The 26,362-nt window shown below is 38.2% G+C and carries 21 protein-coding genes; 11 read left to right on the top strand and 10 right to left on the bottom strand.

The window, feature by feature from the left end; all coding sequences use genetic code 11:
• Positions 1–111 precede the first annotated feature (111 nt).
• A complete protein-coding gene (celB, locus tag A5816_RS06965) occupies positions 112–1,383 on the bottom strand; it encodes a PTS cellobiose transporter subunit IIC (protein WP_086311006.1) in 1,272 nt (423 codons plus the stop codon).
• A 153-nt stretch (positions 1,384–1,536) separates the two neighbouring features.
• Between celB and A5816_RS06960 the strand changes: the two genes are divergently transcribed.
• The 4 genes from A5816_RS06960 to A5816_RS06945 all read left to right on the top strand — a co-directional run bounded on the left by A5816_RS06960 (position 1,537) and on the right by A5816_RS06945 (position 4,679).
• On the top strand, positions 1,537–2,934 hold the full coding sequence (locus A5816_RS06960) for a glycoside hydrolase family 1 protein (RefSeq protein ID WP_002372983.1): 1,398 nt from the start codon (positions 1,537–1,539) through the stop codon (positions 2,932–2,934).
• Between the two features lie 80 nt (positions 2,935–3,014).
• Positions 3,015–3,455, top strand: a complete 441-nt coding sequence (locus tag A5816_RS06955; RefSeq protein ID WP_002289467.1) for a universal stress protein — start codon at positions 3,015–3,017, stop codon at positions 3,453–3,455.
• Positions 3,456–3,602: 147 nt separating this feature from the next.
• Positions 3,603–3,929, top strand: a complete 327-nt coding sequence (locus tag A5816_RS06950; protein ID WP_002291828.1) for a PadR family transcriptional regulator — start codon at positions 3,603–3,605, stop codon at positions 3,927–3,929.
• Positions 3,930–4,679, top strand: a complete 750-nt coding sequence (locus A5816_RS06945) for a permease prefix domain 1-containing protein (protein WP_086311005.1) — start codon at positions 3,930–3,932, stop codon at positions 4,677–4,679. It begins immediately after the preceding gene.
• 161 nt (positions 4,680–4,840) lie between these two features.
• Here the strand turns inward: A5816_RS06945 and A5816_RS06940 are convergent, their stop codons facing one another.
• Together A5816_RS06940 and A5816_RS06935 are read right to left on the bottom strand one after the other, a co-directional pair.
• Positions 4,841–5,296 carry a Spx/MgsR family RNA polymerase-binding regulatory protein gene (locus A5816_RS06940; protein ID WP_002291831.1) on the bottom strand — a complete coding sequence of 152 codons (456 nt, stop codon included), beginning with the start codon at positions 5,294–5,296 and terminating at the stop codon, positions 4,841–4,843.
• Positions 5,297–5,718: 422 nt separating this feature from the next.
• Positions 5,719–5,994, bottom strand: coding sequence for a hypothetical protein (locus A5816_RS06935; protein ID WP_086311004.1), 276 nt, complete (start codon positions 5,992–5,994; stop codon positions 5,719–5,721).
• A 294-nt stretch (positions 5,995–6,288) separates the two neighbouring features.
• Here A5816_RS06935 and thiD point away from each other — a divergent pair, with 294 nt between their 5' ends.
• Complete coding sequence (thiD, locus tag A5816_RS06930; protein WP_086311003.1) at positions 6,289–7,104, top strand: bifunctional hydroxymethylpyrimidine kinase/phosphomethylpyrimidine kinase; 816 nt, start codon at positions 6,289–6,291, stop codon at positions 7,102–7,104.
• A 185-nt stretch (positions 7,105–7,289) separates the two neighbouring features.
• On the opposite strand, the gene cls is transcribed toward thiD, so the two are convergent.
• Positions 7,290–8,741: a cardiolipin synthase gene (gene cls, locus A5816_RS06920; protein ID WP_010732807.1), complete on the bottom strand. Its 1,452-nt coding sequence runs from the start codon at positions 8,739–8,741 to the stop codon at positions 7,290–7,292.
• A gap of 341 nt (positions 8,742–9,082) precedes the next feature.
• On the opposite strand from cls, the gene A5816_RS06915 reads away from it, so the two are divergent.
• Positions 9,083–11,749 (top strand): cation-translocating P-type ATPase, encoded by a 2,667-nt coding sequence (locus tag A5816_RS06915; protein ID WP_086311002.1) that lies wholly within the window; start codon positions 9,083–9,085, stop codon positions 11,747–11,749.
• A 175-nt stretch (positions 11,750–11,924) separates the two neighbouring features.
• Positions 11,925–12,677 carry a class I SAM-dependent methyltransferase gene (locus tag A5816_RS06910; protein ID WP_086311001.1) on the top strand — a complete coding sequence of 251 codons (753 nt, stop codon included), beginning with the start codon at positions 11,925–11,927 and terminating at the stop codon, positions 12,675–12,677.
• Positions 12,678–12,699: 22 nt separating this feature from the next.
• Here the strand turns inward: A5816_RS06910 and A5816_RS06905 are convergent, their stop codons facing one another.
• Entirely contained in the window at positions 12,700–13,854 is a 1,155-nt protein-coding gene (locus A5816_RS06905) for a hydroxymethylglutaryl-CoA synthase (protein WP_002335590.1), read from the bottom strand.
• 184 nt (positions 13,855–14,038) lie between these two features.
• Here A5816_RS06905 and A5816_RS06900 point away from each other — a divergent pair, with 184 nt between their 5' ends.
• Positions 14,039–16,480 (top strand): hydroxymethylglutaryl-CoA reductase, degradative, encoded by a 2,442-nt coding sequence (locus tag A5816_RS06900; RefSeq protein ID WP_086311000.1) that lies wholly within the window; start codon positions 14,039–14,041, stop codon positions 16,478–16,480.
• Between the two features lie 155 nt (positions 16,481–16,635).
• Positions 16,636–18,006, top strand: a complete 1,371-nt coding sequence (locus A5816_RS16240; protein WP_179189694.1) for a phosphatidylinositol-specific phospholipase C domain-containing protein — start codon at positions 16,636–16,638, stop codon at positions 18,004–18,006.
• A gap of 175 nt (positions 18,007–18,181) precedes the next feature.
• On the opposite strand, the gene A5816_RS06890 is transcribed toward A5816_RS16240, so the two are convergent.
• The 3 genes from A5816_RS06890 to A5816_RS06880 all read right to left on the bottom strand — a co-directional run bounded on the left by A5816_RS06890 (position 18,182) and on the right by A5816_RS06880 (position 20,184).
• Complete coding sequence (locus tag A5816_RS06890) at positions 18,182–18,886, bottom strand: hypothetical protein (RefSeq protein ID WP_002373011.1); 705 nt, start codon at positions 18,884–18,886, stop codon at positions 18,182–18,184.
• A gap of 184 nt (positions 18,887–19,070) precedes the next feature.
• Positions 19,071–19,316 carry a hypothetical protein gene (locus tag A5816_RS06885; RefSeq protein WP_086310999.1) on the bottom strand — a complete coding sequence of 82 codons (246 nt, stop codon included), beginning with the start codon at positions 19,314–19,316 and terminating at the stop codon, positions 19,071–19,073.
• Positions 19,317–19,332: 16 nt separating this feature from the next.
• Positions 19,333–20,184 (bottom strand): aldo/keto reductase, encoded by an 852-nt coding sequence (locus tag A5816_RS06880; protein ID WP_002290130.1) that lies wholly within the window; start codon positions 20,182–20,184, stop codon positions 19,333–19,335.
• A gap of 165 nt (positions 20,185–20,349) precedes the next feature.
• Here A5816_RS06880 and A5816_RS06875 point away from each other — a divergent pair, with 165 nt between their 5' ends.
• The gene (locus tag A5816_RS06875; protein ID WP_002290131.1) at positions 20,350–21,354 is read left to right on the top strand and encodes a nucleoid-associated protein; all 1,005 of its coding nucleotides are present in this window, start codon (positions 20,350–20,352) and stop codon (positions 21,352–21,354) included.
• A 293-nt stretch (positions 21,355–21,647) separates the two neighbouring features.
• On the opposite strand, the gene A5816_RS06870 is transcribed toward A5816_RS06875, so the two are convergent.
• Entirely contained in the window at positions 21,648–22,004 is a 357-nt protein-coding gene (locus A5816_RS06870; protein WP_002372231.1) for a YxeA family protein, read from the bottom strand.
• Between the two features lie 367 nt (positions 22,005–22,371).
• Here A5816_RS06870 and tuf point away from each other — a divergent pair, with 367 nt between their 5' ends.
• Entirely contained in the window at positions 22,372–23,559 is a 1,188-nt protein-coding gene (gene tuf, locus A5816_RS06865; RefSeq protein ID WP_002372233.1) for an elongation factor Tu, read from the top strand.
• A 189-nt stretch (positions 23,560–23,748) separates the two neighbouring features.
• On the opposite strand, the gene mprF is transcribed toward tuf, so the two are convergent.
• Complete coding sequence (gene mprF, locus A5816_RS06860; RefSeq protein ID WP_033795673.1) at positions 23,749–26,340, bottom strand: bifunctional lysylphosphatidylglycerol flippase/synthetase MprF; 2,592 nt, start codon at positions 26,338–26,340, stop codon at positions 23,749–23,751.
• Positions 26,341–26,362: the final 22 nt, after the last annotated feature.

Raw genomic sequence — 26,362 nt, 5'->3', positions numbered from 1 at the left:
AGAGTATAACGAAAGATTATGCTTCCGACAACTCGAAGTAGCATCTGAAACATTGTTTATTCGAAAAAAGAGGATATGACAAGTTTCTTGTCATATCCCCTTAATGATCCATTAAGCAATATCTAAATCTGGTTGTTTATCCAAGACTTTCAAGAACGGGTACCAGATAAAGGCAACGATGACAAAGTCGATGACTTGCAGCATACCACCAAGCCATGAATTTGTTGCTAAGACACCGCTTGCAATGATTGGCACAGTCCATGGAACAGAGACGCCAGTTGGTGCAGGGACAAGTCCAGCAGCCATTACCAAATAATTGAACGTCGTTACGATTAGAGGTGCCACGACCCAAGGAATAAGGATTGTTGCATTCAATACGATTGGAAGACCAAAGATTGCTGGTTCATTTACATTGAAAATACCAGGTGCTAAAGCTAATCGACCAACATCACGATACTGTTTCTTTTTAAGAACAAAGGCCATCAATAAAACGACAGTTAAAGTCATTCCAGAGCCACCAATACCAACAGTGAAGGTTTCCATGAATGGTTTTGTGATGATGTGTGGTAATTCTTTTCCATGTTGATAAGCTTCTAAGTTATCAAGCATCAGTGTATTCCAGATTGGGTCCATTACAGAGTTGACGATGATTTGTCCGTGAAGTCCGAAGAACCATAAGAATTGGACAAAGAACAAAGCAATCAATGTTGCAGGTAAACTACTTCCCAAACCAGTTAATGGTTTTTGGATCACTTCATAAACGACATCATGTAAGTTAGCATTGAAAATACCAGTCATCACAGCGTTGATTACTAAGAAAACAGTTAGTGTCACTACAGCAGGGATCAAAGCGGCAAATGATTTTGTTACTGCAGGTGGAACTCCATCAGGCATTTTGATCTGCCAGCCGCGTTTTGTGATTCTGCAGTAAATTTCTCCAGCCAAGAAAGCAGCGATCATTCCAATGAACATTCCTTTTGCGCCAAGACGATCAAGTGAAAGAACACCAGTTACATCTTCACCGCCAACGGTTTTCATTGCAAAAGGAGTAAGAATCAAGAAGCTGGCAAAAGACACGGCACCACCGAAAATACCTTCAACGTCATAAGATTTTGATAAATAATAGCCGATACCAAAAGTAACAAAAACCGACATGATGCTCATTGTTGCATTTTGCCCATTACCGAATAAGTTCGATAAAGTTCCCTTTGTTGCGTCACTGAAAAAAGGCAAGTTATTGATAACGACAACGATCGAACCGAACATCGTTAAAGGGAAGGAAAGCATAAACGCATCCCGTAAAACTGTAAGGTAACGATTTTGCCCTAATAAATTAGCTAAGGGCATGATTTTCTCAGAAAGCTTGTCCATAAAACCGTTCATTTTTATTCACCTCAAATTTATTTGCAATCGATTACATACAAAGTATAACGCCGAATATTTTAAATGTCTAGTCATTTTTATAAAAAGTATTGATTTATTTTTATGGGTTCGTTATGATTACGATATCAAGAAGAAAAGAGAGGAAGTAAAAAAATGAAAACCTATACATTTCCAGAAAATTTTTGGTGGGGTTCTGCTGCTAGCGGACCGCAAACGGAAGGAAGAGTAAGTAATGACGGGAAAGGAGAAAATATTTGGGATCATTGGTATGCATTAGAGCCTGAAAAATTCTTTGATCAAGTAGGACCTGAAAAAACTTCGCAAGTTTACACAAAATACAAAGAAGATGTTCAGTTAATGAAAGAAACTGGCCATAACACATTTCGTACATCTATCCAATGGAGTCGTTTGATTCCGGAAGGGACAGGTGAAATCAATCAAAAAGCTGTTTCTTTTTATCGAGATTATTTTACTGAATTGCTGAACAATGGTATCGAGCCTTTTGTGAATCTTTATCATTTTGATATGCCACTGTCCTTGCAAGAAAAAGGCGGATGGTTATCAAGAGAAACGGTTGACGCTTATGTTTCTTATGCAGCCGCATGTTTTGAATTGTTTGGAGATCTAGTCAAAAAATGGTTTACTCATAACGAGCCAATCGTACCTGTAGAAGGAGGCTACTTGTATCAATTCCACTATCCAAACCATATCAATATGAAAGAAGCGGTCCAAGTAGGCTATCATGAGAATTTAGCAAGTGCAAAGGCAATCAAAGCCTACCACGAAGGCGGTCATGATGGTGAAATCGGAATCATCTTGAATCTGACACCAAGTTATCCGAGAGATGAAACGAACCCAGAAGATGTAAAAGCAGCGCAAATCGCGGATGCATTCTTCAACAGATCGTTCCTTGATCCTGCAGTGAAAGGCGAGTTTCCACAAGAGTTGATCGAGATTGTCAAAACATTGGGTATAATGCCTGACATTCATGGAGGAGACTTAGAACTCATCAGAGAAAACACGATTGACCTGTTAGGAATCAATTATTATCAGCCTCGTCGGATCAAAGCAAAAGAAACACCAATCGATCACGAACATAGCCCCATGCCAGATGATTATTTTGATAATTACGACATGCCCAATAAAAAAATGAATGCATATCGTGGATGGGAAATTTACGAAAAAGGCATCTATGATATTTTAACGAATACAAGAGAGAATTATGGTAATATCAAATGCTATATTTCTGAAAATGGGATGGGGGTCGAAGGAGAAGAACGATTTGTTAACAGCGAAGGCATTATTGAAGATGATTATCGGATCGAATTTGTGACGGATCATTTGAAATATGTCCATCAAGCAATCCAAGAAGGAACGAATTGTGTGGGTTACCACATGTGGACATGTATGGACAACTGGTCATGGACAAATGCCTACAAAAATCGCTATGGCTTTATCGCTGTTGATTTGGCACAAGACGGCAAACGCACGATCAAAAAATCAGGTCGCTGGTTTAAAACGGTCTCCGAAAAAAACGGATTTGATGCCTGATATTTTTAGATAAAACGTTCACAAAATGTTTGTCCTAACACTGTAATCGTGCTACACTAACAGTGAAGGAGGCGTTTACAATGGTAGACACTTATCGTAATATTTTAGTAGCAATTGATGGTTCTGAAAAGGCAGAAAAAGCATTTCTTGAGGCAATCACGATTGCCAAACGAAATCAAGCAACGTTGCACATCCTGTATGTTAATGAAGTAACAGGCAATTATTTTGGTGATTTTGCATTTGTTACAACAAGCCTGCAGGAAGAATTGGATGAGGTTGCGGAAAACCAGATGAAAGAACATCGAAACTTGGCAATCGAAAAAGGCCTGACAGATATCGAGACATATGTTCTTTACGGTTATCCAAAGACATTGATCGCTAATTTCCATGAATCGAAAGAACCAATCGATCTGATTGTCATGGGGGCGACAGGTCTGAATGCGGTAGAACGTGCACTAGTAGGCTCCACTACTTCCTATGTAGTCAATCACGCATCATGTAACGTCATGGTTGTAAAATAAATAAATTATGGGAACAGAAAGCAAAAAAGCATAACGCTTCTTTTGCTTTCTGTTCCTTTTTATTTTTTGCAAAAAATTACTTTACCTGATGAAGTAATCATGCTATGCTGATTACAACGACAGATGGAGTAATATGGAGGAGAGAACATGATTTCAAGTGATGGAATACGCGGATACAATGATGCGATTATTTTATCGATCCTTAACAAAAACGATTCTTATGGATACGAAATTTCTAAAACGATTCGTGAGAGGACAAATGATTCCTATGTAATCAAAGAGACGACACTTTACTCCGTTTTTGCCCGTTTAGAAAAGAATCAATTGATTGTTTCGTACCCTGGTGAAGTGACCCATGGAAAAAAACGGACATATTATAAAATCACTGAAATAGGACGTAATCTTTTAGAAGAAAAAAAGCAAGAGTGGCTGACGACGAAAGACGTGGTCGATCAATTTTTGGAGGGAAAGTAAATGGATACAATCCGTAATTATTTAGAAAGTCTTTTTATCGGAGTACCCCGAAGTACCGAGATAGAAAAGCTGAAAGCTGATCTGTTGGCAAATATGGAAGATCATTATCATGAATTAATGGGAGAAGGGAAAAATGAACAAGAGGCCATTGGTACAGTCATCTCGACATTTGGTTCAATCGACGAATTATTAGAAGAATTAGATGTCAAAAAAGAAAATCCAAGTTCCGAGACAGAATCAAATTCAGCTTCGATTTATTTAAGTGAAGCGGAAAACTACTGGAAAGAATACAGAGCAGCAAGTCTTCAAGTAGCGTCAGGTGTCCTATTCACTTGTTTATCCTTTGCAGGATTTCTGTTCTTCTGTTCAACAGGCTATGCATTCATGGGTGTTTCTTGTCTGATTTTCGGTATAGCATTAGCTGTCGGTTTTTTCATCGCTTCTGGTATGAAAATCACACGCTTAAATCACTTTTTGTATAATAGAAAAATACCTGAAAAAGTATTAGCAGAAGCAAAAGAAAAAGAAGAAGCGTATCAGCGAAGTTTTGGCTTCTCGTTGATTGCAGGAATCGGATTATGTATTTTTTCACTTTTCCCACTTTTTGCTTCGATTTTGTGGTATATGGATGGTAGTATCGGTGCCTCTGGATTTTTTGTTACAGTAGGAACGGGTGTCTTTTTGATTATTTATGGCAGTCTTGTTCGTCATTCTTATCGTCAGTTCACTCAAAGCACTTATTCGTGGTAAGTGTGCGCAAATTTGAACACCGTGAATCAGCGGTTGTGACAGAAGTAGTTAGCTTCAAGAATTAGCTTCAAGAAATTTCGGCTTATTTTTCGTAGAAGCTACTTCTGGAACACTAGTTATTCGGAAAAAAGGACTGTGACACTTTTTTGTCACCGTCCTTTTTATATATAATAATTTAAAAATTCATCATCTAACTCCATAGAATTGTCTAAATCGCTTACCCACGTGAAATCGTTATAGACAGATTTTAGCTGGCTTCTGCGCCATTGTACAGGGATAAAAAGACGCATACTATCTTCATTGAATCCGACTAATAATTTTTTTCCGTCAGTAATGATGGGACGTTGCAACAAAGTAAAATGTGAGACGATTAAATCGACAAGTTCTGAGGTCGTACATTGGTCGATTTGATCTTTCAAATTTTTATAATCAATCGAGCGTTTGGCTAATAGATCGTCAAATCCGTTTTCTGTTAATGATAATAAATAAAAGATTTCTTTTCTGGTTAAAGGCTGTTTAGGTGTGAAAATTCGTTCTCTGTAAGGCATTTGATGGTCTTTCAGCCAATTTGCCATCAGATGATAACTATGTGTACGAGAAGAATAGATCGTAAGCATAACAAAACTCCTTAAATTTTCCATTAATTTGTTTGATCTGTTGAGATAAATAATAGGTAAGGAGCTGAGCATAAGCGTGAAACAACCCAAACATCAATAGAAATAACTTTCTAAAGTCTTAAATTTGCGACGAGAAACAACTAGACTAATAGAAGGAATGTCTCAGCCATTTGGCTTCCTGTTTGTTTTTCTTGCTTATGCTGCAGCTCCTCGGGAAAGGGTTCTAACAATTTGAAGAAGGTTGATGATTGATCTAGTTTCAATTGTGTGAAATTTGAAATCTGGTGTTTTTACTAGATGAATCATCTAACAACTATGATTATAACTTATAGAACTGTTGTTTTGTATTCTGTTTTGTTATAGTTATTATAAAGTTTTATTTTATTACAGAACCTATTTAATTAAGAGCGTATAGTTAAAAGTTAAAATTGCTGATTCACATAGAGTTTATGGCTTCTTGGAAATTCTTTTTCAATCAGTTTTTTCATCTGTTTATGAAATTCTTTTTTTTCAGTAAACATAAAGGTTTGGGTATCGTAACCTTCTTCATGTAGGAAATAGATTATTCCTTTTTCTGTGCTTTGCGTATAAGCTTTTATACTCCTGTCTTTTTTGAAAGAACAGATCGTATAGTTTTTTATTTGGTCTGGGAGACGTTTGATTTTCTTCAAAATAACTTTTTTATCCTCAAGTTTCATTTTTTCACCTGACTTTATTTTTTATCATATGGAAATCATAGCGCCATTGGTTATATGAAAACAAGAAGGATACTTAAATATATATAAATCGAATAGCGGGTATTTGTTATTAGAATAACTAGTTCAAATAAATGACAACTATTTTCTGATTTATTACAAATGTTTTTTCAAATAAATTTGATTACCAAGAAAAGGTAGTGGTATATTTACTGAGGGATACTTTGAAAAACATATAATAGAAACAGTAACAGCATCATGAAAAAAATTTTTTATAAAAATGGAGGGATCGATTTGATGGAAGAGCAGTATGTACAAGCAATGACGATCGCAGGATCAGATAGCGATGGAAGCGCAGGGATGCAAGCAGATATGCATACATTCTTTACAAGAAGTGTTTACGGTGTTTCTGTCATGACCGCATGTGTTGCAGGAAATTCTTACGGAATCGGAGCAAGTGTGACCTTGCCAACTGATTTTATCGATAAAGAATTTGAACTGATTGCAGAGGACTTTCAAATACGTGCAGCTAAAACAGGTATGCTAGCAGATTCAAATTTGATTGAGACAGTTGTAAAAAATTACCAAAAATATGATTTTGGACCATTAGTCGTGGATCCCGTGATCGTAACGAAACATGGAAATCTTTTACTAGAAGAATCTGCTTTACAAAGCTTGAAAGAAAAACTTGTCCCTTTGGCAGAAGTACTGACACCTAATTTTTACGAAGCAGAAAAGCTGACTGGACGGACATTAGCAACTGAACAAGATTTTGTACAAGCAGCAAAAGAACTGCAAGAGATGGGTGCGAAAAACGTCATGATCAAAGGACATCATGCAAAAGATGCGCAGCAAGAAACAGTCAACGACTACGTATTGCTTGAATCAGGAAAATCATTTTGGCTGAATGCGCCATTTTATCCTACTGACCGGATCAATGGGACCGGCGATTCGTTATCTGCATGTATTGCAGCCGAATTAGCTAAAGGAAAAACAGTAGAACAAGCGATCCGATTGGCAAAAGACTATGTAAACCGTGCGATTCGTGAAGAAATAAACGTAGGGCATAAATATGGACCAATCAATCATTGGGCAGCCGGTGAATTAGAGTAAAAGAAAGAGGTTGTGAAACCAGCGTCCTGTCCTGAGTATTAGAGAAACAAACGGAAAAATAGTTCCTCATGTTTTGCCGTTTGTTGAGCTAATACCGAAGGTCAGCTGATTGAACACCATTTATTCGGAAAAAGAGGTTGTGACACGTTTTGTCACAGCCTCTTTTCTTTACTTGAATGGAAAAATTATAAGATTGGAGAAAACAATCGAGAAATTTGTTGTTTGAATAACAGCCAGTTAGACATTTCCTTCACTGTTTCAGTCGTCATTGGTGAACAATGTGTCTCATCTTCTTTGAACTGAGTAGCAAGTTCTTCTAAAAATTCAGGATCGTAAATAACAGCACTTGTTTCAAAATTCAATCGGTAGCTACGAATATCTTGATTTGCTGAACCTACCATGCATATTTCATCATCCATTATCAATGTTTTTGCATGGAGGAAGCCATTCTCGTAGACAAGGATCTGTACGTTTTCCTTGATGAGCTGACGAGCATAATATTGTGTTGCTCGATAAATAAAAGGATGATCCGGTTTATTGGGGATCATGATTTTCACATCGACACCAGAAGCAGTTGCGATCTTCAAAGCAGCAATGACACTTTCATCAGGAACGAGGTAAGGTGTCTGTATCCAAACACGTTTTTTAGCAGAAGTAATCAATTTGATAAACGAAAGCTTGATTTGTTCTCGTTCGTTATTTGGTCCGCTTGAGACAAGCTGGATGGACGTATCAGCAAGTTTGGATTCGTCTCGATCGGCTTTTTTAAAGAAATAATTCAAATGATAGCCGACCTTTTTTTGTTCAGGCACTGAAACGTTCCAGTCTGTTAAAAAACGAAGTTGAAGCAAAGAAGAAGCGGCACCGAAAATCCGTATATGCGTATCACGCCAATAACCGAATTTTTTTGTCGTATTTACATATTGATCAGCAATATTGAAACCACCGGTGTAACTGATCTTTCCATCGATCACAACGATTTTTCGGTGATCATGGTAATTCAATCGGAAACGAAGCAATGCTTTTTGCGAGGTAACAAATGTATGGACATGTCCACCATTTTTGATTAGACGATTGAAATCTTTTGCTTTTGTGCCGTGGGAGCCAAATGCATCATATAATATACGAACTTCTACGCCTTCTGCGGCTTTTTCTTCTAAAACGCGTAAGACTTGCTGACCGATATTATCTGTCACAAATGCGTAATATTCGATATGGATCGAATGTTTGGCTTTTTTTAGATCTTGAAGCAGTGAATCTAATTTCTTTTGTCCGTCTGTGAGAAGAGTGACAGAATTCATTCTTGTCAGCGGCATACGATTTAATGAAGAGAAGAAGTCGACAAATTGTTGTTTGTCTTTGTCGCCCATGTCAGGATCGTAATGTTCAATGGTATCTCCTCTAAAAGACTGAAAGTTTTCTAATTCTTTCAAGTCACTTTGTCGGAGATAGAATTTTTTCTTATCCGTTAATCCACGTCCGAAAAATAAATATAATACAAAACCCACCCCAGGAAGGGCAAACAATACTAAGAGCCATGCCCAAATAGCTGCTACATCTCGGGGTTTGATCAAGATAGCCACTAAAGCAATAAGTGCATTCAATAGATAAAGGGCGGTTATAATACTAGATACCACAAAAATGTTCCTCCTTACATACAATAACATTAGTATAGCATGATAGAAGAAAGAAGCCTACCAAGGTGAATATACTTTTCACTCTTTTCATGAAAATGTAGGTAAATCGGGCTAAAATAGTTGCTTTTTGTAGTTTAATAAGGTAGGATATTAGTACAGTTGAATATCTCCTTAGGGGAGTAACCGGCAACATTTTGTTGCGATAATATCAACAGTAAGTTAACCAAATGGTTTTCTGGTATTGTATGAAATGGTGAGACCTAAGACAAATGCGCATTTGTCTTAGGTCTCTTTTTTTTCAGACAGGACTAGGACCGAGATCAAAAAATGGGGGATGAAATTTGGAAAACAAGGAACAAGCACAACAAGCGGTCTATAAAGAAACGATCGACTCGTTGATGCAGCAAACGCAGAGCTCAACCGATGGATTGAGCACCACGCAAGCGAAGGAAAAATTAGAAAGAGATGGCTTGAACCAGCTAAAAGAAAAGCCGAAGAAGCCAACTTGGAAATTGTTCTTAGAAACCTTCAAAGATGCAATGGTTATCGTATTGCTGATTGTCGCACTGATTCAGATGGTCATGGGAGACTACATCGAATTCTTAGTTATTTTTGCAGTGTTGATGTTGAATTCTATCATCAGTGTTGTCCAAACAAAAAAAGCAGAAGGTTCTTTAGAGGCATTGAAAAATCTTTCAGCACCTGATGCTCGAGTGATTCGTGACGGTAAAGAAAAAACGATTCCGGCAAACGAACTTGTCGTAGGGGATATCGTGTTGTTAGACGCAGGCGATTATGTACCTGCTGATGGACGTTTACTAGATGCGGGTTCATTAAAAGTAGATGAAGGCATGCTGACAGGAGAGTCGACTTCCGCAGAAAAAGAAGTAATGGATATCACAAGTACTGTTCCAATCGGTGATCGTACGAATATGGTATTCAGTGGAACAATCGTAACTTACGGACGCGGTAAATTCTTAGTGACTTCAACTGGGAACAATACGGAGATCGGACAAGTTGCTGGTCTTTTGGAATCAACAACTGAGCAAGTCACTCCGTTACAACGAGGTCTGGATAAATTCAGTAAAAAATTAAGTCTGGCTATTTTGGCATTATCTCTATTGATTTTAGGTATCCAATTGTTCCGTATTTATCTTGGAGAAGGTACAGGAGATATGACTGCAGATATCATCAGCGCAGTGATGTTTGCCGTAGCCGTAGCCGTAGCTGCTATTCCAGAAGCATTACAGTCTATCGTAACAATCGTGTTATCTTTGGGAACGAACAAAATGGCGAAACGTCATGCCATTATCCGAAAACTTCCAGCAGTTGAGACACTTGGCTCGACAAGTATCATCTGTACAGATAAAACTGGTACATTGACACAAAACAAAATGACAGTTGTTGACTACTTTTTAGGGAATGGCGATACTGGAGATTTCACAAACGATCCTTCAAAGTGGACAGCTGACGAACGTCGTTTGATTGAAATCAGTGTCTTAGCGAATGATGCATCGATCAGTGAAGACGGTACTAAATTGGGCGATCCTACGGAAGTAGCGTTTATCGATTTTAGTGAAAAACTAAACCAGCCTTATCAGGAAATTCGAAACAACTACCCAAGACAAGCAGAACTTCCTTTTGACTCAGATCGAAAATTGATGTCTACTGGACACACGATCGATAACGAAAATTACTTATTTGTCAAAGGTGGACCAGATATCGTCTTCCAACGCAGTAAAAAAGTATTACTGAATGGCGAAGTTGTTCCGATGACGGATGAATTGATGAAAAAATTCCAAGAGCAAAATGAAGCTTTTTCAACACGAGCATTACGTGTACTAGCTTTTGCTTACCGTCCACTTGATAATTTTGATTTATCATTTGAAGATGAAGATGATTTGATCCTTGTTGGTTTGCTTGCTATGATCGATCCTCCACGTGCTGAAGTCACTCAAGCGGTGACAGAAGCAAGAAGTGCAGGAATCAAAACGATTATGATTACTGGTGACCACAAAACAACAGCTGTTGCTATCGCAAAACAAATCGGGATTTTTGAAGAAGGAAACTTAGCTCTGACTGGAACGGAATTAGATGAATTAACAGAAGATCAACTAAACGAAGTTTTAGAAAAAGTGACGGTTTATGCACGTGTTTCTCCTGAAAATAAAATCCGTATCGTTCGTGCTTGGCAAAATAAAGGTCATATCTCCGCTATGACAGGTGATGGTGTAAATGATGCACCAGCATTGAAACAAGCAGACATCGGGATTGCTATGGGAACTGGTACAGATGTGGCAAAAGATGCAGCAGCGATGGTATTGACGGATGACAACTTTGCTTCTATTGTCAGCGCAGTAGAAGTAGGACGTAACGTGTTTGATAATATCAAGAAAGCCATTTCTTATCTATTTGCCGGAAACTTAGGTGCGATCATTGCGATCATCTTTGCCTTAGTTGCTGACTGGTCCAATCCATTTACAGCATTACAACTGCTGTTCATCAATTTAGTCAATGACTCACTGCCAGCGATTGCATTAGGTACAGAAAAAGCAGAACCCGCTACGATGAACCGTCCGCCAAGAGATCCAAATTCAGGAATCTTTACGGACAAAACATTGATTTCTGTAACGTATCGTGGTGTGCTGATTGGGATTGCTGTTATCTTCGCTCAATGGCTTGGCATGCAACATTCACCTGAATTCGGTGTAGCTATGTCATTTTCAACATTGATTTGGTGTCGGACATTGCAAACATTCCCAGCACGTTCAAATACACAAACAGCTATCCAAGCAGGGTTCTTCTCTAACAGAAGTGTCTTACTAGCTGTAGTTGTATGTAGCGCGCTTTACTGCTTAACAATGATCCCAGGACTGAAAGAAGTCTTCTCTATCCCATCAGCATTTGGATTGACAGAAGTCTTTACATGTATGGGAATCGCCCTTGTGACAATCATCTTGATGGAAATCACGAAATTGATCATTGTACGAGTACAAGGAAATAAATAAAACGAATCAAGGAGGTTGTGACACATCTTTTGTCACAGCCTCTTTTTATTTATAATAGACGGAAAGCAAAACATTTTTTTATTCATCAAAAGAGATATAATAGATAAAAGAGGAGAATAATTTATTCCGAAAAGTGAAAATATCTAACAAAAATCAAAAAGTAAGAAGGATTCAAATGAATGAAAAAGAGTGGGATGATTTTGCGGAAGAATATTATGAAATCCAGCAAGAATCACAAACAACTATTGCAGAAGATGTAAGAGAATATCTGAAGTCGGAGAAAGTCCTGCCTGCTGAAATAGTAGCAGACGTTGCCGGAGGATCTGGTAGATTTCTTTCTTTATCAAAAGAAGTTAATCACTACGATTTGATCGATTTTTCTTCAGGAATGTTAGCAAATGCAAAAAAAGAAGCAGAAAAAATTGACTTATCAAATGTTTCCTTTATCAAACGATCATTAGAAGAATTTATCCAATCCAGTGAGACATATGAAGTGGTTTTTACAGCAGCAAACCCAGCTTTGACACATCCCAATCAATTAGAAAAATTGATGAAAAAGTCAAGCAAATGGTGCGTGATAATGAGAGTAGTGGAATCAATCGATGATGTTTTTTATCCTATCGAAAAGCAGCTAGAAATGATAGAAGAAGATCCTAATACAACCCCATTTATCATAGATCAATTTGAATCATATTTAATTGATAAAGGATTCAAAGTAAAGAAAAAAGATTTTACTTATTTTGCACAGGAATCAATTACTGAAGAGTGGATGAAGATGTACTATGAAGAGTACGCAAAAGATCCTGTTGTGACTAGATATATTCGCAAACTATTCAGTGAAAAACAAGAAATCATCAGTACGACTAGGTTGACCTATCGACTGCTTCTCTGGTCCAAGGACAAAAAAAGATCCCCCCACATTTCGTGAAGGGATCTTTTTTATGCGTTTATTATATTTTGTAATAACGAATATCATTTTCAATTTTTGTAATCGAGAAAGGTACGTCTGATGTATATTCTGCGCTTTCTCCATGTTCAGGAAGCGATTCGCTGAAAATCGTTTCATATTCGTCAACAGAGATTCGTTTTCGAGAATCCAGCATCTCTTGATGAGATTGTGCGAAGAGATATTCTTGATAGTTTTCCTCCAGATAACCTGTAAAAAATTCACTTACTGCACCAGAACCGTAGCTGAATAAACCAATGCGGTCTCCTGGCTGTAATGATTTCGAATTTTCCAGTAGAGAAGTTAGTCCAAGGTATAATGAACCAGTGTAAAGATTACCGATTCGTCGGCTGTAACGAATGCTTTCTTCATAGCGAGCCAGTAGCCGTTCTTGATTTCCTTCATCTGTTTGGTCTAATACGCTTTGCAATGCCTTTTTTCCCATCTTCGTATATGGGATATGGAAAGCAATCGCTTGATAATCTTCGAGTCCTCGACCCGATAATTCTTTATGTCGATTCCAAACTTTTTGGAACGATTCAATATACGTAGAATTAGATAAAGGTCCATCAACAACAGGAAATTCACTGTAATCTGGACGCCAGAAATCATAGATATCTTCTGTCAGAAATACGCTGTCGTCTTCAATCGATAAAATACGCGGATTTTGAGTGATCATCATCGCAACAGCACCGACACCTTGCGTCACTTCACCCCCGCTTGCCAAGCCGTAACGAGCAATATCACTTGCTATGACTAGTACTTTTCGTTCTGGATGATTTTTGACATATTCTTTTGCCATGTGCAAAGCTGCGGTGCCACCGTAGCAAGCTTCTTTTACTTCAAAAGAACGAGCAAAAGATTGGATTTTTAGTAAATGGTGGATAATTACCGCACTCGCTTTTGAATGGTCAATCCCGGATTCTGTTCCGACGATGACCATGTCGATTTGCTCACGGTCTTTTTCTGTCACGATCTTGCTGGCAGCATTTGCCCCTAGTGTAATGATATCTTCATTCGCACGATTGACTGCCATTTGGTCTTGACCAATACCGATATGATATTTTGCAGGGTCATCTCCACGGCTTTCTGCTAATTCTGTCATATCTAAATATAAATTAGGAATAAAAAAGGAAAGACGATCAATCCCTATTTTCATTTCAACACCTCTTTACTCATGATAAAAAACTTACTTTACTAAAGTATCATAAAAAGATTAAAAGAAATATAAAAAAGCGAATATTTAAGGATTGTTAAAATTTAATCTTAGAAAAAAACAACTGGAACAAGAGCTATTTGTTTTTATAGCAAAGAATGGTATATTTTTGTAGGAGGTGGCTTACTTGAAAGAAGTCGTAATGATAGATGCTGCAAGAACGCCAATAGGAAAGTATCGCGGAAGTTTAAGTTCATTTACTGCAGTTGAATTAGGCACACTTGTGACCAAAGAATTATTAGATAAAACAAAACTGAAAAAAGATAAAATAGATCAAGTAATATTCGGGAATGTCCTGCAGGCTGGTAATGGTCAAAATGTTGCTAGACAAATTGCTTTGAACAGCGGTATCCCAGTTGATGTCCCTGCAATGACAATCAATGAAGTTTGTGGATCTGGTATGAAAGCAGTGATTTTAGCACGCCAGCTGATCCAATTAGGTGAAGCAGAGCTTGTGGTAGCCGGCGGAACAGAGAGTATGTCTCAAGCACCTATGCTGAAACCCTATCAGTCAGAAACAAATGAATATGGCGAACCAATTTCCAGTATGGTCAATGACGGATTGACTGACGCATTTTCAAATGCACATATGGGATTAACCGCAGAGAATGTGGCAACTCAATTTTCTGTGAGTAGAGAAGAGCAGGATCGTTATGCTTTGGCATCTCAGTTGAAAGCAGCTCAAGCTGTTGAAGCTGGCGTATTTTCTGAGGAGATCATTCCGGTCAAGATTTCTGCTGAAGACGTGTTATCTGAGGATGAAGCAGTTCGTGGAAATAGTACATTGGAAAAATTGGGTACATTACGTACAGTATTCTCGGAAGAAGGAACAGTAACAGCAGGCAATGCTTCTCCATTGAATGACGGTGCCTCAGTGGTGATCCTTGCATCCAAAGAATACGCAGAGAATAATAATCTGCCTTATTTGGCAACCATCGAAGAAGTAGCGGAAGTTGGTATTGATCCAAGCATCATGGGAATTTCTCCAATCACGGCCATTCAAAAATTGACAGACAAAGCAGGAATAGCTTTACCAACGATCGATCTTTTTGAAATCAATGAAGCATTTGCGGCTTCATCTATCGTGGTCAATCGAGAACTACAGTTAGATGAAGAAAAGGTCAATATCTATGGAGGAGCCATCGCATTAGGACATCCAATTGGGGCAAGCGGTGCGCGTATTTTGACCACGTTAGCCCACGGATTGCTTCGTGAGCAGAAGAGATACGGGATTGCTTCATTATGTGTTGGCGGAGGTTTAGGCTTGGCAGTCTTGCTAGAAGCGAATACGGAGCAAACACGTGAGGATTTGCAAAAAAAAAAGTTCTACCAGCTCACGCCATCTGAACGGCGCAGTCAATTGGTAGAAAAAGGTGTATTGACACAGGAAAATGCACAGATTTTTGAGGAACAAACACTTTCTGAAGAGCGCTCAGATCACATGATTGAAAACCAAGTGAGCGAAGTGGAAATTCCAATGGGCATTGCGCAAAATTTCCAAATCAATGGTAAGAAAAAATGGATCCCGATGGCAACAGAAGAACCATCTGTTATTGCAGCTGCAAGCAATGGCGCAAAAATCTGTGGAAATATCTGTGCAGAAACACCTCAACGGCTGATGCGCGGACAAATCGTTCTATCAGGAAAATCGGAGTATCAAGCAGTGATCGATGCAGTGAATCATCGAAAAGAAGAACTGATTCTTTGTGCAAATGAAAGCTATCCTTCCATCGTGAAACGCGGGGGCGGTGTTCAAGATATCTCTACACGGGAATTTATGGGAAGTTTCCATGCCTACCTATCTATTGATTTTTTAGTGGATGTAAAAGATGCAATGGGGGCCAACATGATCAACTCGATCCTTGAGAGCGTAGCAAACAAATTACGGGAGTGGTTCCCTGAGGAAGAGATTCTATTCAGTATTTTAAGTAATTTTGCTACAGAATCGTTGGCTTCTGCCTGTTGTGAAATCCCCTTTGAACGCTTAGGAAGAAGTAAAGAAATTGGTGAACAAATCGCTAAAAAAATCCAGCAAGCAGGGGAGTATGCGAAGCTGGATCCGTATCGTGCAGCGACGCATAATAAAGGAATCATGAATGGTATAGAAGCTGTAGTAGTAGCTACAGGAAATGATACACGTGCGGTAAGTGCTTCGATCCATGCCTATGCGGCAAGAAACGGATTATACCAAGGATTAACAGACTGGCAGATTAAAGAAAATAAACTAGTTGGGAAGTTAACGGTGCCTTTGGCTGTAGCCACAGTAGGCGGAGCTTCTAATATCTTGCCAAAAGCTAAAGTATCCTTGGCTATGCTAGATGTTGATTCAGCCAAGGAACTAGCACAAGTAATGGCTGCTGTAGGGTTAGCTCAAAATCTTGCTGCTTTGCGAGCATTAGTTACAGAAGGAATCCAAAAAGGACACATGGGGCTTCAAGCTCGTTCATTAGCAATCTCAATTGGGGCAGTTGGTGAGGAAATCGAGCAAGTTGCGCAAAAATTACGTGAAGCAGAAAAGATGAATCAGCAGACAGCTATACAGCTATTGGATAAAATCCGGGAAAAATAAAAAAATATCTTTAGAGGAAGAAAGCAAGATTTGTAGTTATTTTAGTTACTGCAGATCTTGCTTTTTTTCTTTTATGAGAAAAATGTGTTCATTGTTAGAATGTTTTTCAAGCTATAATTAAGTGTGTGCACAAAATAAAAAAGAATGGAGAACTTATGAATAAGAAAAAAATTACCGCACTACTGAGCATCTGTTTTGGGTTGTTTTTACTAGGTTATAAAGCCCCAATCTCTTATGCCGATATGAACACCGGATCTTGGACAGCTCGTACATATAATCGGAATTGGATGAGTCAGTTAAGAGATGATGTACGTCTATCAGAATTGTCTATTCCAGGGACACACAATTCAGCGACAGCAACTTATAGAGGAGGATTCAGTAGTTATGTGAGAACACAAAGTATCGATATTCGCAGGCAGCTTGACAACGGGATTCGTTTTTTAGATATACGCGCACGTGCCATTGATGATGTTTTTACGATGCATCATGGTGCGTATTACCTAAATCAAAATTTCGGTGATGTACTTAATAAGACAGTAGCCTTTCTTCGTGACAATCCTGAAGAAGTAGTCTATATGAGATTAAAACAAGAATACAGTAGTGTAAATGACCATACATTCAACCATATTCTTAATACACGATATTTACAAGATAGTCGCTGGAGAGATTACTTTTATTATGGAAACGCTAATCCGACTCTTAGCGAGACACGAGGAAAAATCGTCATTTTTCGTAATTTCTTGGGAAATAATGTCGGAATCCCTTATCCGTCAAGTTTTGATATACAAGACTATTGGGATCCAGTGAATCCAAATGATAAACGATGGGCTGTCGAGCAACAAATTGATAGAGCAAATCAAAGTAGAGGGACGAATGACGTTAAATATATCAATTTTTTAAGTGCAAACGGATTTTGGAGCGGCGTACAGGGGTATGCAGCAGTAACCAATCCTTTTACCTATCGTCGTATATTACATAGAAATATCAGACACGTAGGGATCGTTCCTAGCGATTACCCAAGCGAGAAGCTCGTCAATGCGATTATTGACATCAATCATCGTTTATTAAAAAATACTGAAAGCAGAGGTAAATACCATGGCTATATCGCTTCTATTCAATGTCAAGCAGATGTCTGGAAAGTAGTAGACTGGAATCGGGGAAACAACACAGGGGTTATTTACCATAACCATGGAGGAAGCAATCAAAAGTGGTTCCTAGATTATGATGTTGTGAGTAAATCATATGTGTTGAGAAGTCGTCTTGATAGAAACCGCGTGTTATCAGAAAATAATTCTTTCACTGTAGATGTAATGAATCAGACAAGTATAAATAACCGTGCAAGGTGGCGATTGATACCAACTGGGGAAGAGCATGTGAATGGCGATGTTTATTATTTGCAAAACATTTATAGTACCCGAGTGCTCGAAGTAAGAAATGGCATATACAACAATGCTCAAGAATTAATCACTTGGCCATTGACCCGCACACAGAGACAGCGTTTTGTAATTCATAGGGAAGATTCATAAAGAAAATCAACCAGAAAAAACATCAATCGTTGAGAACTAATTGTTTAATCACTGGAACGATTCAATAAAACATACTATTAAGAATAACGAAACCGCTTGGCATTTGTTTGATATGCCAAGCGGTTTATTGTTAGACTAACGGTTTTACTTCAATAGAATATGCAGCCGATTATTTTTATCTATCGGCAATCGCTGTCGCTGCAAATTGTTCAATTAAAGGAATCAGAGTCAATTTGACTTTGTATTTTCGTTCAAGTGCTTTTTCGATGACAAACTCATTTTCAACAGTCATAGAAATGGTTGCTAACTTACGAGGTTCATCAGCATTTTTTTCATAAATAACTACTTCTTGTTCATTTTGTTCTGTGTAAAATTTAGGATACTCAGCAACGGCTTTTGAAAAATCAGCAAAACTTAAAGCGGCATTCGTATCAGTTGAGCGTGTATTTTCAGTTGTGTCCGCTTTTGGTTCTTCCACTTTTTCTTCTGGCACACTGACTGTTTCTTCTGTCACTGGTGTTGCAACGGCTTGTGCAGTTGGTTCATCGTTTTTCAATCGTTGATCATTCCAGTAAGATACGATCTCAATAAGAAGATTGTCACGGAATCGTTCGAAAATACCGTTTTCTCCCGAACGGATCCGCTTTAATACAGTATTGAAATTATCATCGATAGGTACGTTGATTCGTGTATCTTCATTTGTTTTTCCAGCTAATCCGATCGTTAAGATTTGACGGTTTTTGGGATCAAGCATGACTTGTAATGGCAAACCATAACGTCTCAAGCTTTCATCTTCTAGAGAACGGAATAACTGTCCTCTTACACCATCCAATGAAGGACGGAATTGATTTAATAATTTTTGTTTCTGTTTTTTCTTCATATGTTCTCTCCTTCGCTCATACCCTTTCGATTATAAGAAAAAAAAAGCCAAATGAAAAGGAGTAATGCAAAAAAACTTGCGTATACGCAAATTACAACAGAAAAATTTGCTTATTTTTCCATTTTTTGAAAGAAAAATAAAAAAAGGAACAGGTTATCTATTCACATAACCTGTTCCAATCTTTTTATTTTTTTGGTATCAAGGCAAAAACAGGTAACTCAGGTGAATAAATGACTTCATGTTCGTGCCAAGTTGTGATCATTAGTGAATGATTGAACCGTTTTTTCAGTTCTTCGATAATTTGATCATGTGTCCAGTTTCTTGCAGGAAAATGTTGGATCTTCTCTGCATCGATCAAAAAGACAAAATCGGAATGAAAAGTCTGAATGACGTCTTCCGAGAGAGAATTCAAGCGTTCGATTGGATCCATAAAATCACCTTTCGACTTAGAATTGGGTAGTATCTGGGTCTTTTGCCTTGCCAACTACACCATCTAACTGATCAATTTGTTTCATTTCTTCTTCTGTCAATTCAAAATCAAACAGTTCAGTATTTTCTTTGATTCTGCTTGGTGTGACTGACTTAGGAAGAGGAAGAAATCCGTGTTGCAATGACCAACGTAAAGCAACTTGTGCGATCGTCTTGTCATGCGCTTCAGCGATTTGTTTCATTTCAGGTACATCGAAGATTTTACCAGTGCCTAATGGGCTGTATGCTTCAAGGATCATCTCATGTTTTTTTGCATACTCAACTACAGCTGGCTGTAATTCACCTGGTGCAAGGAAAACTTGATTGACCATTGGCATGATTTTTGCTGTTTTAGCAAGTGTATCTAGATGGTGGGGCAAGAAATTGCTGACACCAATTGCTTTGATTTTACCTGCTTCATACAGTTCTTCAAATGCTCGCCATGTATCTGCGTTTGCTTGTTCCCAATTATCACGAAAAGCAACTGGATTTGGCCAGTGAATCAAGAACAGATCTACATAATCTGTTTGGAGTTTCTTTAATGATTCCTCAAAAGAAGACATCACAAGTTCATAACTGTGATTGGCATTCCATAACTTTGTTGTTAGGAAGATCTCTTCTCTAGGAATGCCACTTTCTTTAATCGCTTGGCCGACACTTTCTTCATTCTTGTATCCTTGGGCAGTATCGATATGGCGATAACCTGCAGCCAGTGCTTCTTTAACAGAGGAAACAGCGACATCCCCGTCAGGTGTTTGCCATGTGCCGAATCCTACTACTGGAATTTCGTAACCATTTGATAGACGATACGTGCTTGTTAATGAATTCATACTTTCAGCTCCTTTTTTATTCGTTCATCTATAAGTTTAGCGCATTTTCCAAAAAAAAGAATCCATTTTGTTTCTACTATTGAAATTTTTGTTTAAAAGAAAATGATTTTGATTCTGGCATTTTTGATTTTTTTTCCGTAAACTAGGACAGAAGGGAATGAGGAAATGGATATCTATTTAAAAAAAGCAATTCTGCATATTATTGACAGAGAAACGGGTTCGCCGGTCTTTTCGCAAAAAGAGCTGGATCTGACAAAAGAATATATTCGTGATTTTCTTCAAAAGAAAATCCAAAAAATCTCTTCTGCCCAAACGAAAACTGGACAATTGGCAGAAGAAAGCATGATCGTTGAATCACTTAAAATCGCTCAAGAAAATTTTGTGGAAGCAAGTGAAGCAATCGTTCAGCGATGGTTCGATATTTACCAAGAAAGTGAAGAGGCGCCAAGTGCAGATGTATTTGTTGTTTTGTATGAATTAGATACAGTGATGTACCTATCTTTATTGAAAGTCAATTATCGTGAGGCTTATACGCATTTTGTTGAAGCAGACGAAGTAGGGATTGACAACCGTTTGATTTTGAACCGAGCAATACTAGGCGCGAAAACACAAAAAGCAGATGAAGCCTTCGCGGTGAACTTGTCCGATTGGACCTACGAATTGATTGAAAAAAAATATGAGTTTTCTGGTAAAAAAGAGCTTTATTTTTCTGGAAGAGTGATCGAAAGTGTTCCTGCACCTTCTTTAGAAGAAAATGTAAAAGTGATACAAAAAGTAGCCAAGCATCTCGGAAAAAAATTCGAGACAGAAGAATTTGATATCATGGCTGATTTAAAAGAAGCTGTCTATGATACGATAGAAGAAAAAGGACGGTTGGATCATGAGATGATCGCAGAAAAAGTCTTCAAGGAAAACATTACAGCAAAACTGGCTTTTAAAGAAGAAGTACAGGAGCAAGGGTTTGTCCCAGAAGCACCTCCTGTAAAAGAAGTACAAGAAATTTCTGAGAAAAAATTTGGAAAACAAAAATTTAAACTATCAAACGGAATCGAACTGATTGTACCAGTCGATGTATATCGCAACCCAGATTTGATTGAATTTGTGAATAATCCAGATGGTACGATATCTGTGATGATTAAAAATGTGGATGAAGTATTGAATCGTTTATAAAATAGACTGGAACATTAGATGTTCAACTACCGATGTTTAGTTGAATGAATGGTCCATGAGAAGGATCTGAAAAGACGAATATAACAAAAAAAGAGCGTGAGACAAAAGTAAAGAACACTTTTGTCTCATGCTCTAAACACGTATAAACGGCGGAAGCAGAAGCAACTCCTTCGGAAATAAGCTGAAATTCACAAAAATTTGAAAAGCAATTTTCATGAATTTCTTCTTATTTCTTGGAGTTAAACGCTTCTGTCCCAGCCTCTTTTTATCTAATAAAATTTTAAGACCATTGATTATTGATCGATTTTTTCTGCCGCATTTTTAGGGACTTCAGAAGCCTTTATTTCTTCCCAGCTTAATACACCTTTACGAGGATTGACTTTGAGTTGGAGATACGCATTCATCTTTAATGGATGTTCTCTCTCTTCGCGAAGCGTCACTTGTTTTTTTTCTCCATCTTTGTTATAAGCCGCTTGCTTGTAGGTATAAGTCGTAAATTTTTCTCCATTATCTGTTCGGTAAGCTGACATTTCACCATTCGTCGTGATTTTTGTATAATAGGCTTCGCCCCCGTAAAAATAATGATAAGCTGCAAAACTTCCGCCGAGAAAGATGCCTAAAACGACAAGTACGCCAATTAATTTTTTCATGTACTTCACCTCTCTTCTTATTATTAACGAAATAGAAGATTTCGTCTATTGAAAGTTGTTGGCGACAGCTGAATTTTAAACTTTTCCTCATTTTGTTCTTATTGCTTCAAAAGAAAGGTAAGGACTAGCTTGAAGTTTTTCTCAAAAAACACAATTTTTTATTTATAAAAGGTACTTTTTTCGTGTGTAAGATAGGCGAGTGCTCTTAGTTGACTTTGACCAAGTTTGACGTATAATAAGCTTAGTTCGAATCTTACAAAAAGTAAGCCGGACGTATTCTTTTTGATTTATTCAAAAAAAGACTATAATAAAAAAGTGAGAGCTGAAATCCTTCAGTGATCTATATTATTTAGGAGGTTTGTAAATTATGGCAAAAGAACATTACGACAGAAGTAAACCACACGTTAACATTGGTACAATTGGACACGTTGACCATGGGAAAACTACTTTAACTGCTGCGATCACTACAGTATTAGGCAAAAAAGGCCTAGCAAATCCTCAAGACTATGCTAGTATTGATGCAGCTCCAGAAGAACGTGAACGTGGGATTACGATCAATACCGCACACGTAGAATATGAAACAGAAAAACGCCACTATGCGCATATCGATGCACCAGGACACGCGGACTATGTGAAAAACATGATTACAGGGGCAGCCCAAATGGATGGTGCCATCTTAGTCGTTTCTGCCACTGATGGTCCGATGCCTCAAACACGTGAACACATTTTGTTGTCACGTCAAGTTGGTGTAAAATACCTAATTGTTTTCTTGAACAAAGTAGATTTAGTCGATGATGAAGAATTGATCGATTTGGTAGAAATGGAAGTTCGCGAGTTATTGAGCGAATATGGTTTCCCAGGCGATGATACTCCTGTGATCAAAGGTTCCGCATTAAAAGCATTGCAAGGCGATCCAGATGCTGAAGCTGCTATTATGGAACTGATGGATACAGTGGATGAATATATCCCAACACCAGAACGTGATACAGATAAACCATTACTATTACCAGTGGAAGATGTTTTCTCCATTACAGGACGAGGAACTGTTGCCTCAGGTCGTATTGACCGCGGTGCTGTTCGTGTCGGTGATGAAGTAGAGATCGTAGGGATCAAACCTGAAACACAAAAAGCAGTTGTCACAGGTGTAGAAATGTTCCGTAAAACGTTAGATTACGGGGAAGCTGGGGATAACGTAGGCGTACTGTTACGTGGTATCCAACGTGACGATATCGAACGTGGACAAGTACTTGCTAAACCAGGTTCCATTACTCCACATACAAAATTCAAAGCTGAAGTGTACGTGTTGACAAAAGAAGAAGGTGGACGTCATACACCATTCTTTAACAACTACCGCCCACAATTCTACTTCCGTACAACTGACGTTACTGGAACAATCGCGTTACCAGAAGATACAGAAATGGTCATGCCTGGTGACAATGTGACGATTGATGTTGACTTGATCCACCCAATCGCTGTTGAAAACGGAACGACCTTCTCGATTCGTGAAGGTGGCCGTACAGTAGGTTCAGGTATCGTTACAGAAATCGAAGCATAAGAAACGTGATTCGAATATTTTGGTAATGAAAAATGTTTAAAATGAAAAAGCGGACAAAACAGAAATCCTGTTTTGTCCGCTTTTTTTGTTCTTCAATTGTACAATAATAGAGGGCAGGAGCCGTACCTCACGCTTTGGTTCAGTCTCTTTTATTTATACTGTGAGTGTTTCCTTACTAATACACAGTTTTTAGTACTTTCTTCGTATCCATTTTTTCAAACCACTTATTCTACCTTGTGTCTGCTCAACTGGCGCATTATCAATAATCAGCAAAGCAATCATAACGTATGCAATCCAACTATCTCGCGAATATAGGGTGTAGCGTGAGACCCAGTTCGTAGCGTACTTGCTTTTGTATTCTCTTAATCCATGGAAAGAATAAAAATGAGAGCCAAACTCGTAAACCAAGTAAGCAATTCTTTCCTGTAAAAAACTCTTTCTGGAAGTTCCAACATTTGAAAGAGGTGCCATCCCTAAATTGAACCATTGGATATGTTCTTCTTTCATATAAGAAAACAAATGCAGGAACAAGAAATCCATACTGCCGGAAGGGGCTTTTTCGGGATCATATCGCATCAAATCGATCGTTCCTACTTTGTTGTTCGTGTAAGTAGGCATGATCGTCGCAAAAGCGACAATTTCTTCTTGAGTATTTTTGACTACAGCAATAGGCGCTCTTTGTAAATAATCTTCAGAGAAAAAGCCTAAAGAAAAACCTTTTTCTTTTCGAGAACCCAACCAATTATCAGAAATATTTTTGAAAATACTCATTTGCTCAGCAGAAAACGGCGGTTGTAAGACATCAAATGTAAATCCTTCTCGTTCAATCCGGTTCAAGACAGCCCGAGTGCCCTTCATTTTTTTCCCTGATGTTGTAAAACTATTCAGATCTACATAAGCTTCTTCTCCCATTTTAATGAAGTCATAGCCGAATTCATGCAAAATCATAACGATCTCTTCGCTTGTTTCGTAGAAAACAGGTAAATAGCATAATCGGTCTGTCTCTTCGATGAAAGCTTCAATTGCTTCTGGAAAATCTTCTTTCTTACCAGAAGGATCGCCCATTACGATGCATTTATTATTGAAGCAAGCGAATTGGAGAAGCACAGTTGGTTCACCGTCTTTTTCGTAGGCAAACATCCGCTTGTCTTTTAAGAAGATCAATTGACTGTCGGAGTTTCCTCCATAAGTTGTGAGGATCTTCAGTGCCTTTTCTTCATTAAAGGCTTCGCCAATCTGTTTCTTTTCTCCTTGAAGAAAATGGACAAATAGAACGATCATGAAACTAACGGCGATAATGGCCAACAACCCTGAAAACCAAATCTTTTCAGAAGGGAATAAGAAAAAGGAAATAAAATGGTGACGCCGATGTGGAAAATCAGGCAGATTGTATACACCAATAACAATATAAAGCAATGTCAATGCACCGATAATGATTCCGTCGATCGTACGCCATTCCCATGAGTAGATGAGTTGTTCCCGAAACAGTTCGTTTTTGGACGCAAGAATGATCAGAAGCAGAATAGACAAGAAAATCACCGGTGTGAAGCTAAAATCGCTTAATAAAACATAAAACAAAGCGAGTGCGATCAAGAAAATTGTAGGCAGATAGGCTCGTTTTACGCGTGCAGCGATTCCTCTCCCCATAACAATCAAAAGAAATCCTAATAATATACTAGGAAATTGGATAATAAAGTGGAATTTCAATGGGTTCAAACTATGAAGCCAGCGAAACTCTGTAAAAGCTTGCGGAATAGTGGCAGAAAGTACCAACATGATTCCAGAAAAGTATAAGAGGACAACCACGATTTTATGCGCGATTTCTGTTGCTAACTGCTTAGGGATACCTGAATAACGCTGATCAAAAGTGGAACCGATATTTTTGAAGAAAAAGACGATTCCAATCAAAAACGGAATGATGTAGTAGAACAGACGATAAAGCAAGATCCACACAACGACTGTTTCTCTTGGCACACCAATAGCAGATAATCCGATAATCATCATCACATCGAAACTGCCAATCTCGCCAGGAATCATAGACACGATCCCTATCACTGAAGCAGCAATGAATAACGGAATCGTTTGCCACAGATCGATTCGGATTTCCATTAGGTAACCAACAGAAAGAAAACTGAACAGGACACCAGACCATTCCAATAATGAAACAAGCAAGAGCTGTCCTTGCGTTTTAAGTGAGGTACCACCAAGGAATCCTTTCTTTTTGAAAGTAGTGAATAAAAAGACAACAGGGAAATACAGACCGCCGCCAATCAGCCATATCCAATATTGCTTCAAGAAAGGAGCAACTGGCGTGAAGACTACAAGTAAAAAAGAAAGCAGACTGTAAATAGAAAGTCCAGCCATCAAAAACAAGAAAACTTTCGATAATGCTTGGATCACGTTTCTGCTCTCTTTTTTTTGTCCATATAGTTCAGAGCGAAGCCCCACACTAACAAACCCGCCGAAACCGGCAATATTGTTGATTGTATTGATCAGCCAGCTTGTCTCAAACAAGTAACGAGGATTCTGCTTTTGTTCAAGCATCCGATTCAAAATAATATCATAACCAATCATAGGTAACACAGAGACAAGACCAATCAACAGCATAAGTCCGCTTTTCCAAATAGGTATAGTGGCAAACGTTTCTCCTAATTGCTGGATAGATAGAGTTTTACCGATGGACATCAATTCACCGACAATAATGACAATGACAGAAATCAAAAAGATTGTTTTGAACAGTCCTAGATGGTTTTTCAGCCATTGTATGGTAGTTTTTAACAAATAAATCACCTTCTATTCCTAA

The sequence above is a fragment of the Enterococcus sp. 3G1_DIV0629 genome, assembly GCF_002141285.1.
Classification (GTDB): Bacteria; Bacillota; Bacilli; order Lactobacillales; family Enterococcaceae; genus Enterococcus_B; species Enterococcus_B lactis.
The sequence above is the reverse complement of the archived record's forward strand: the minus strand, read 5'-3'. Positions and strand labels throughout refer to the sequence as shown.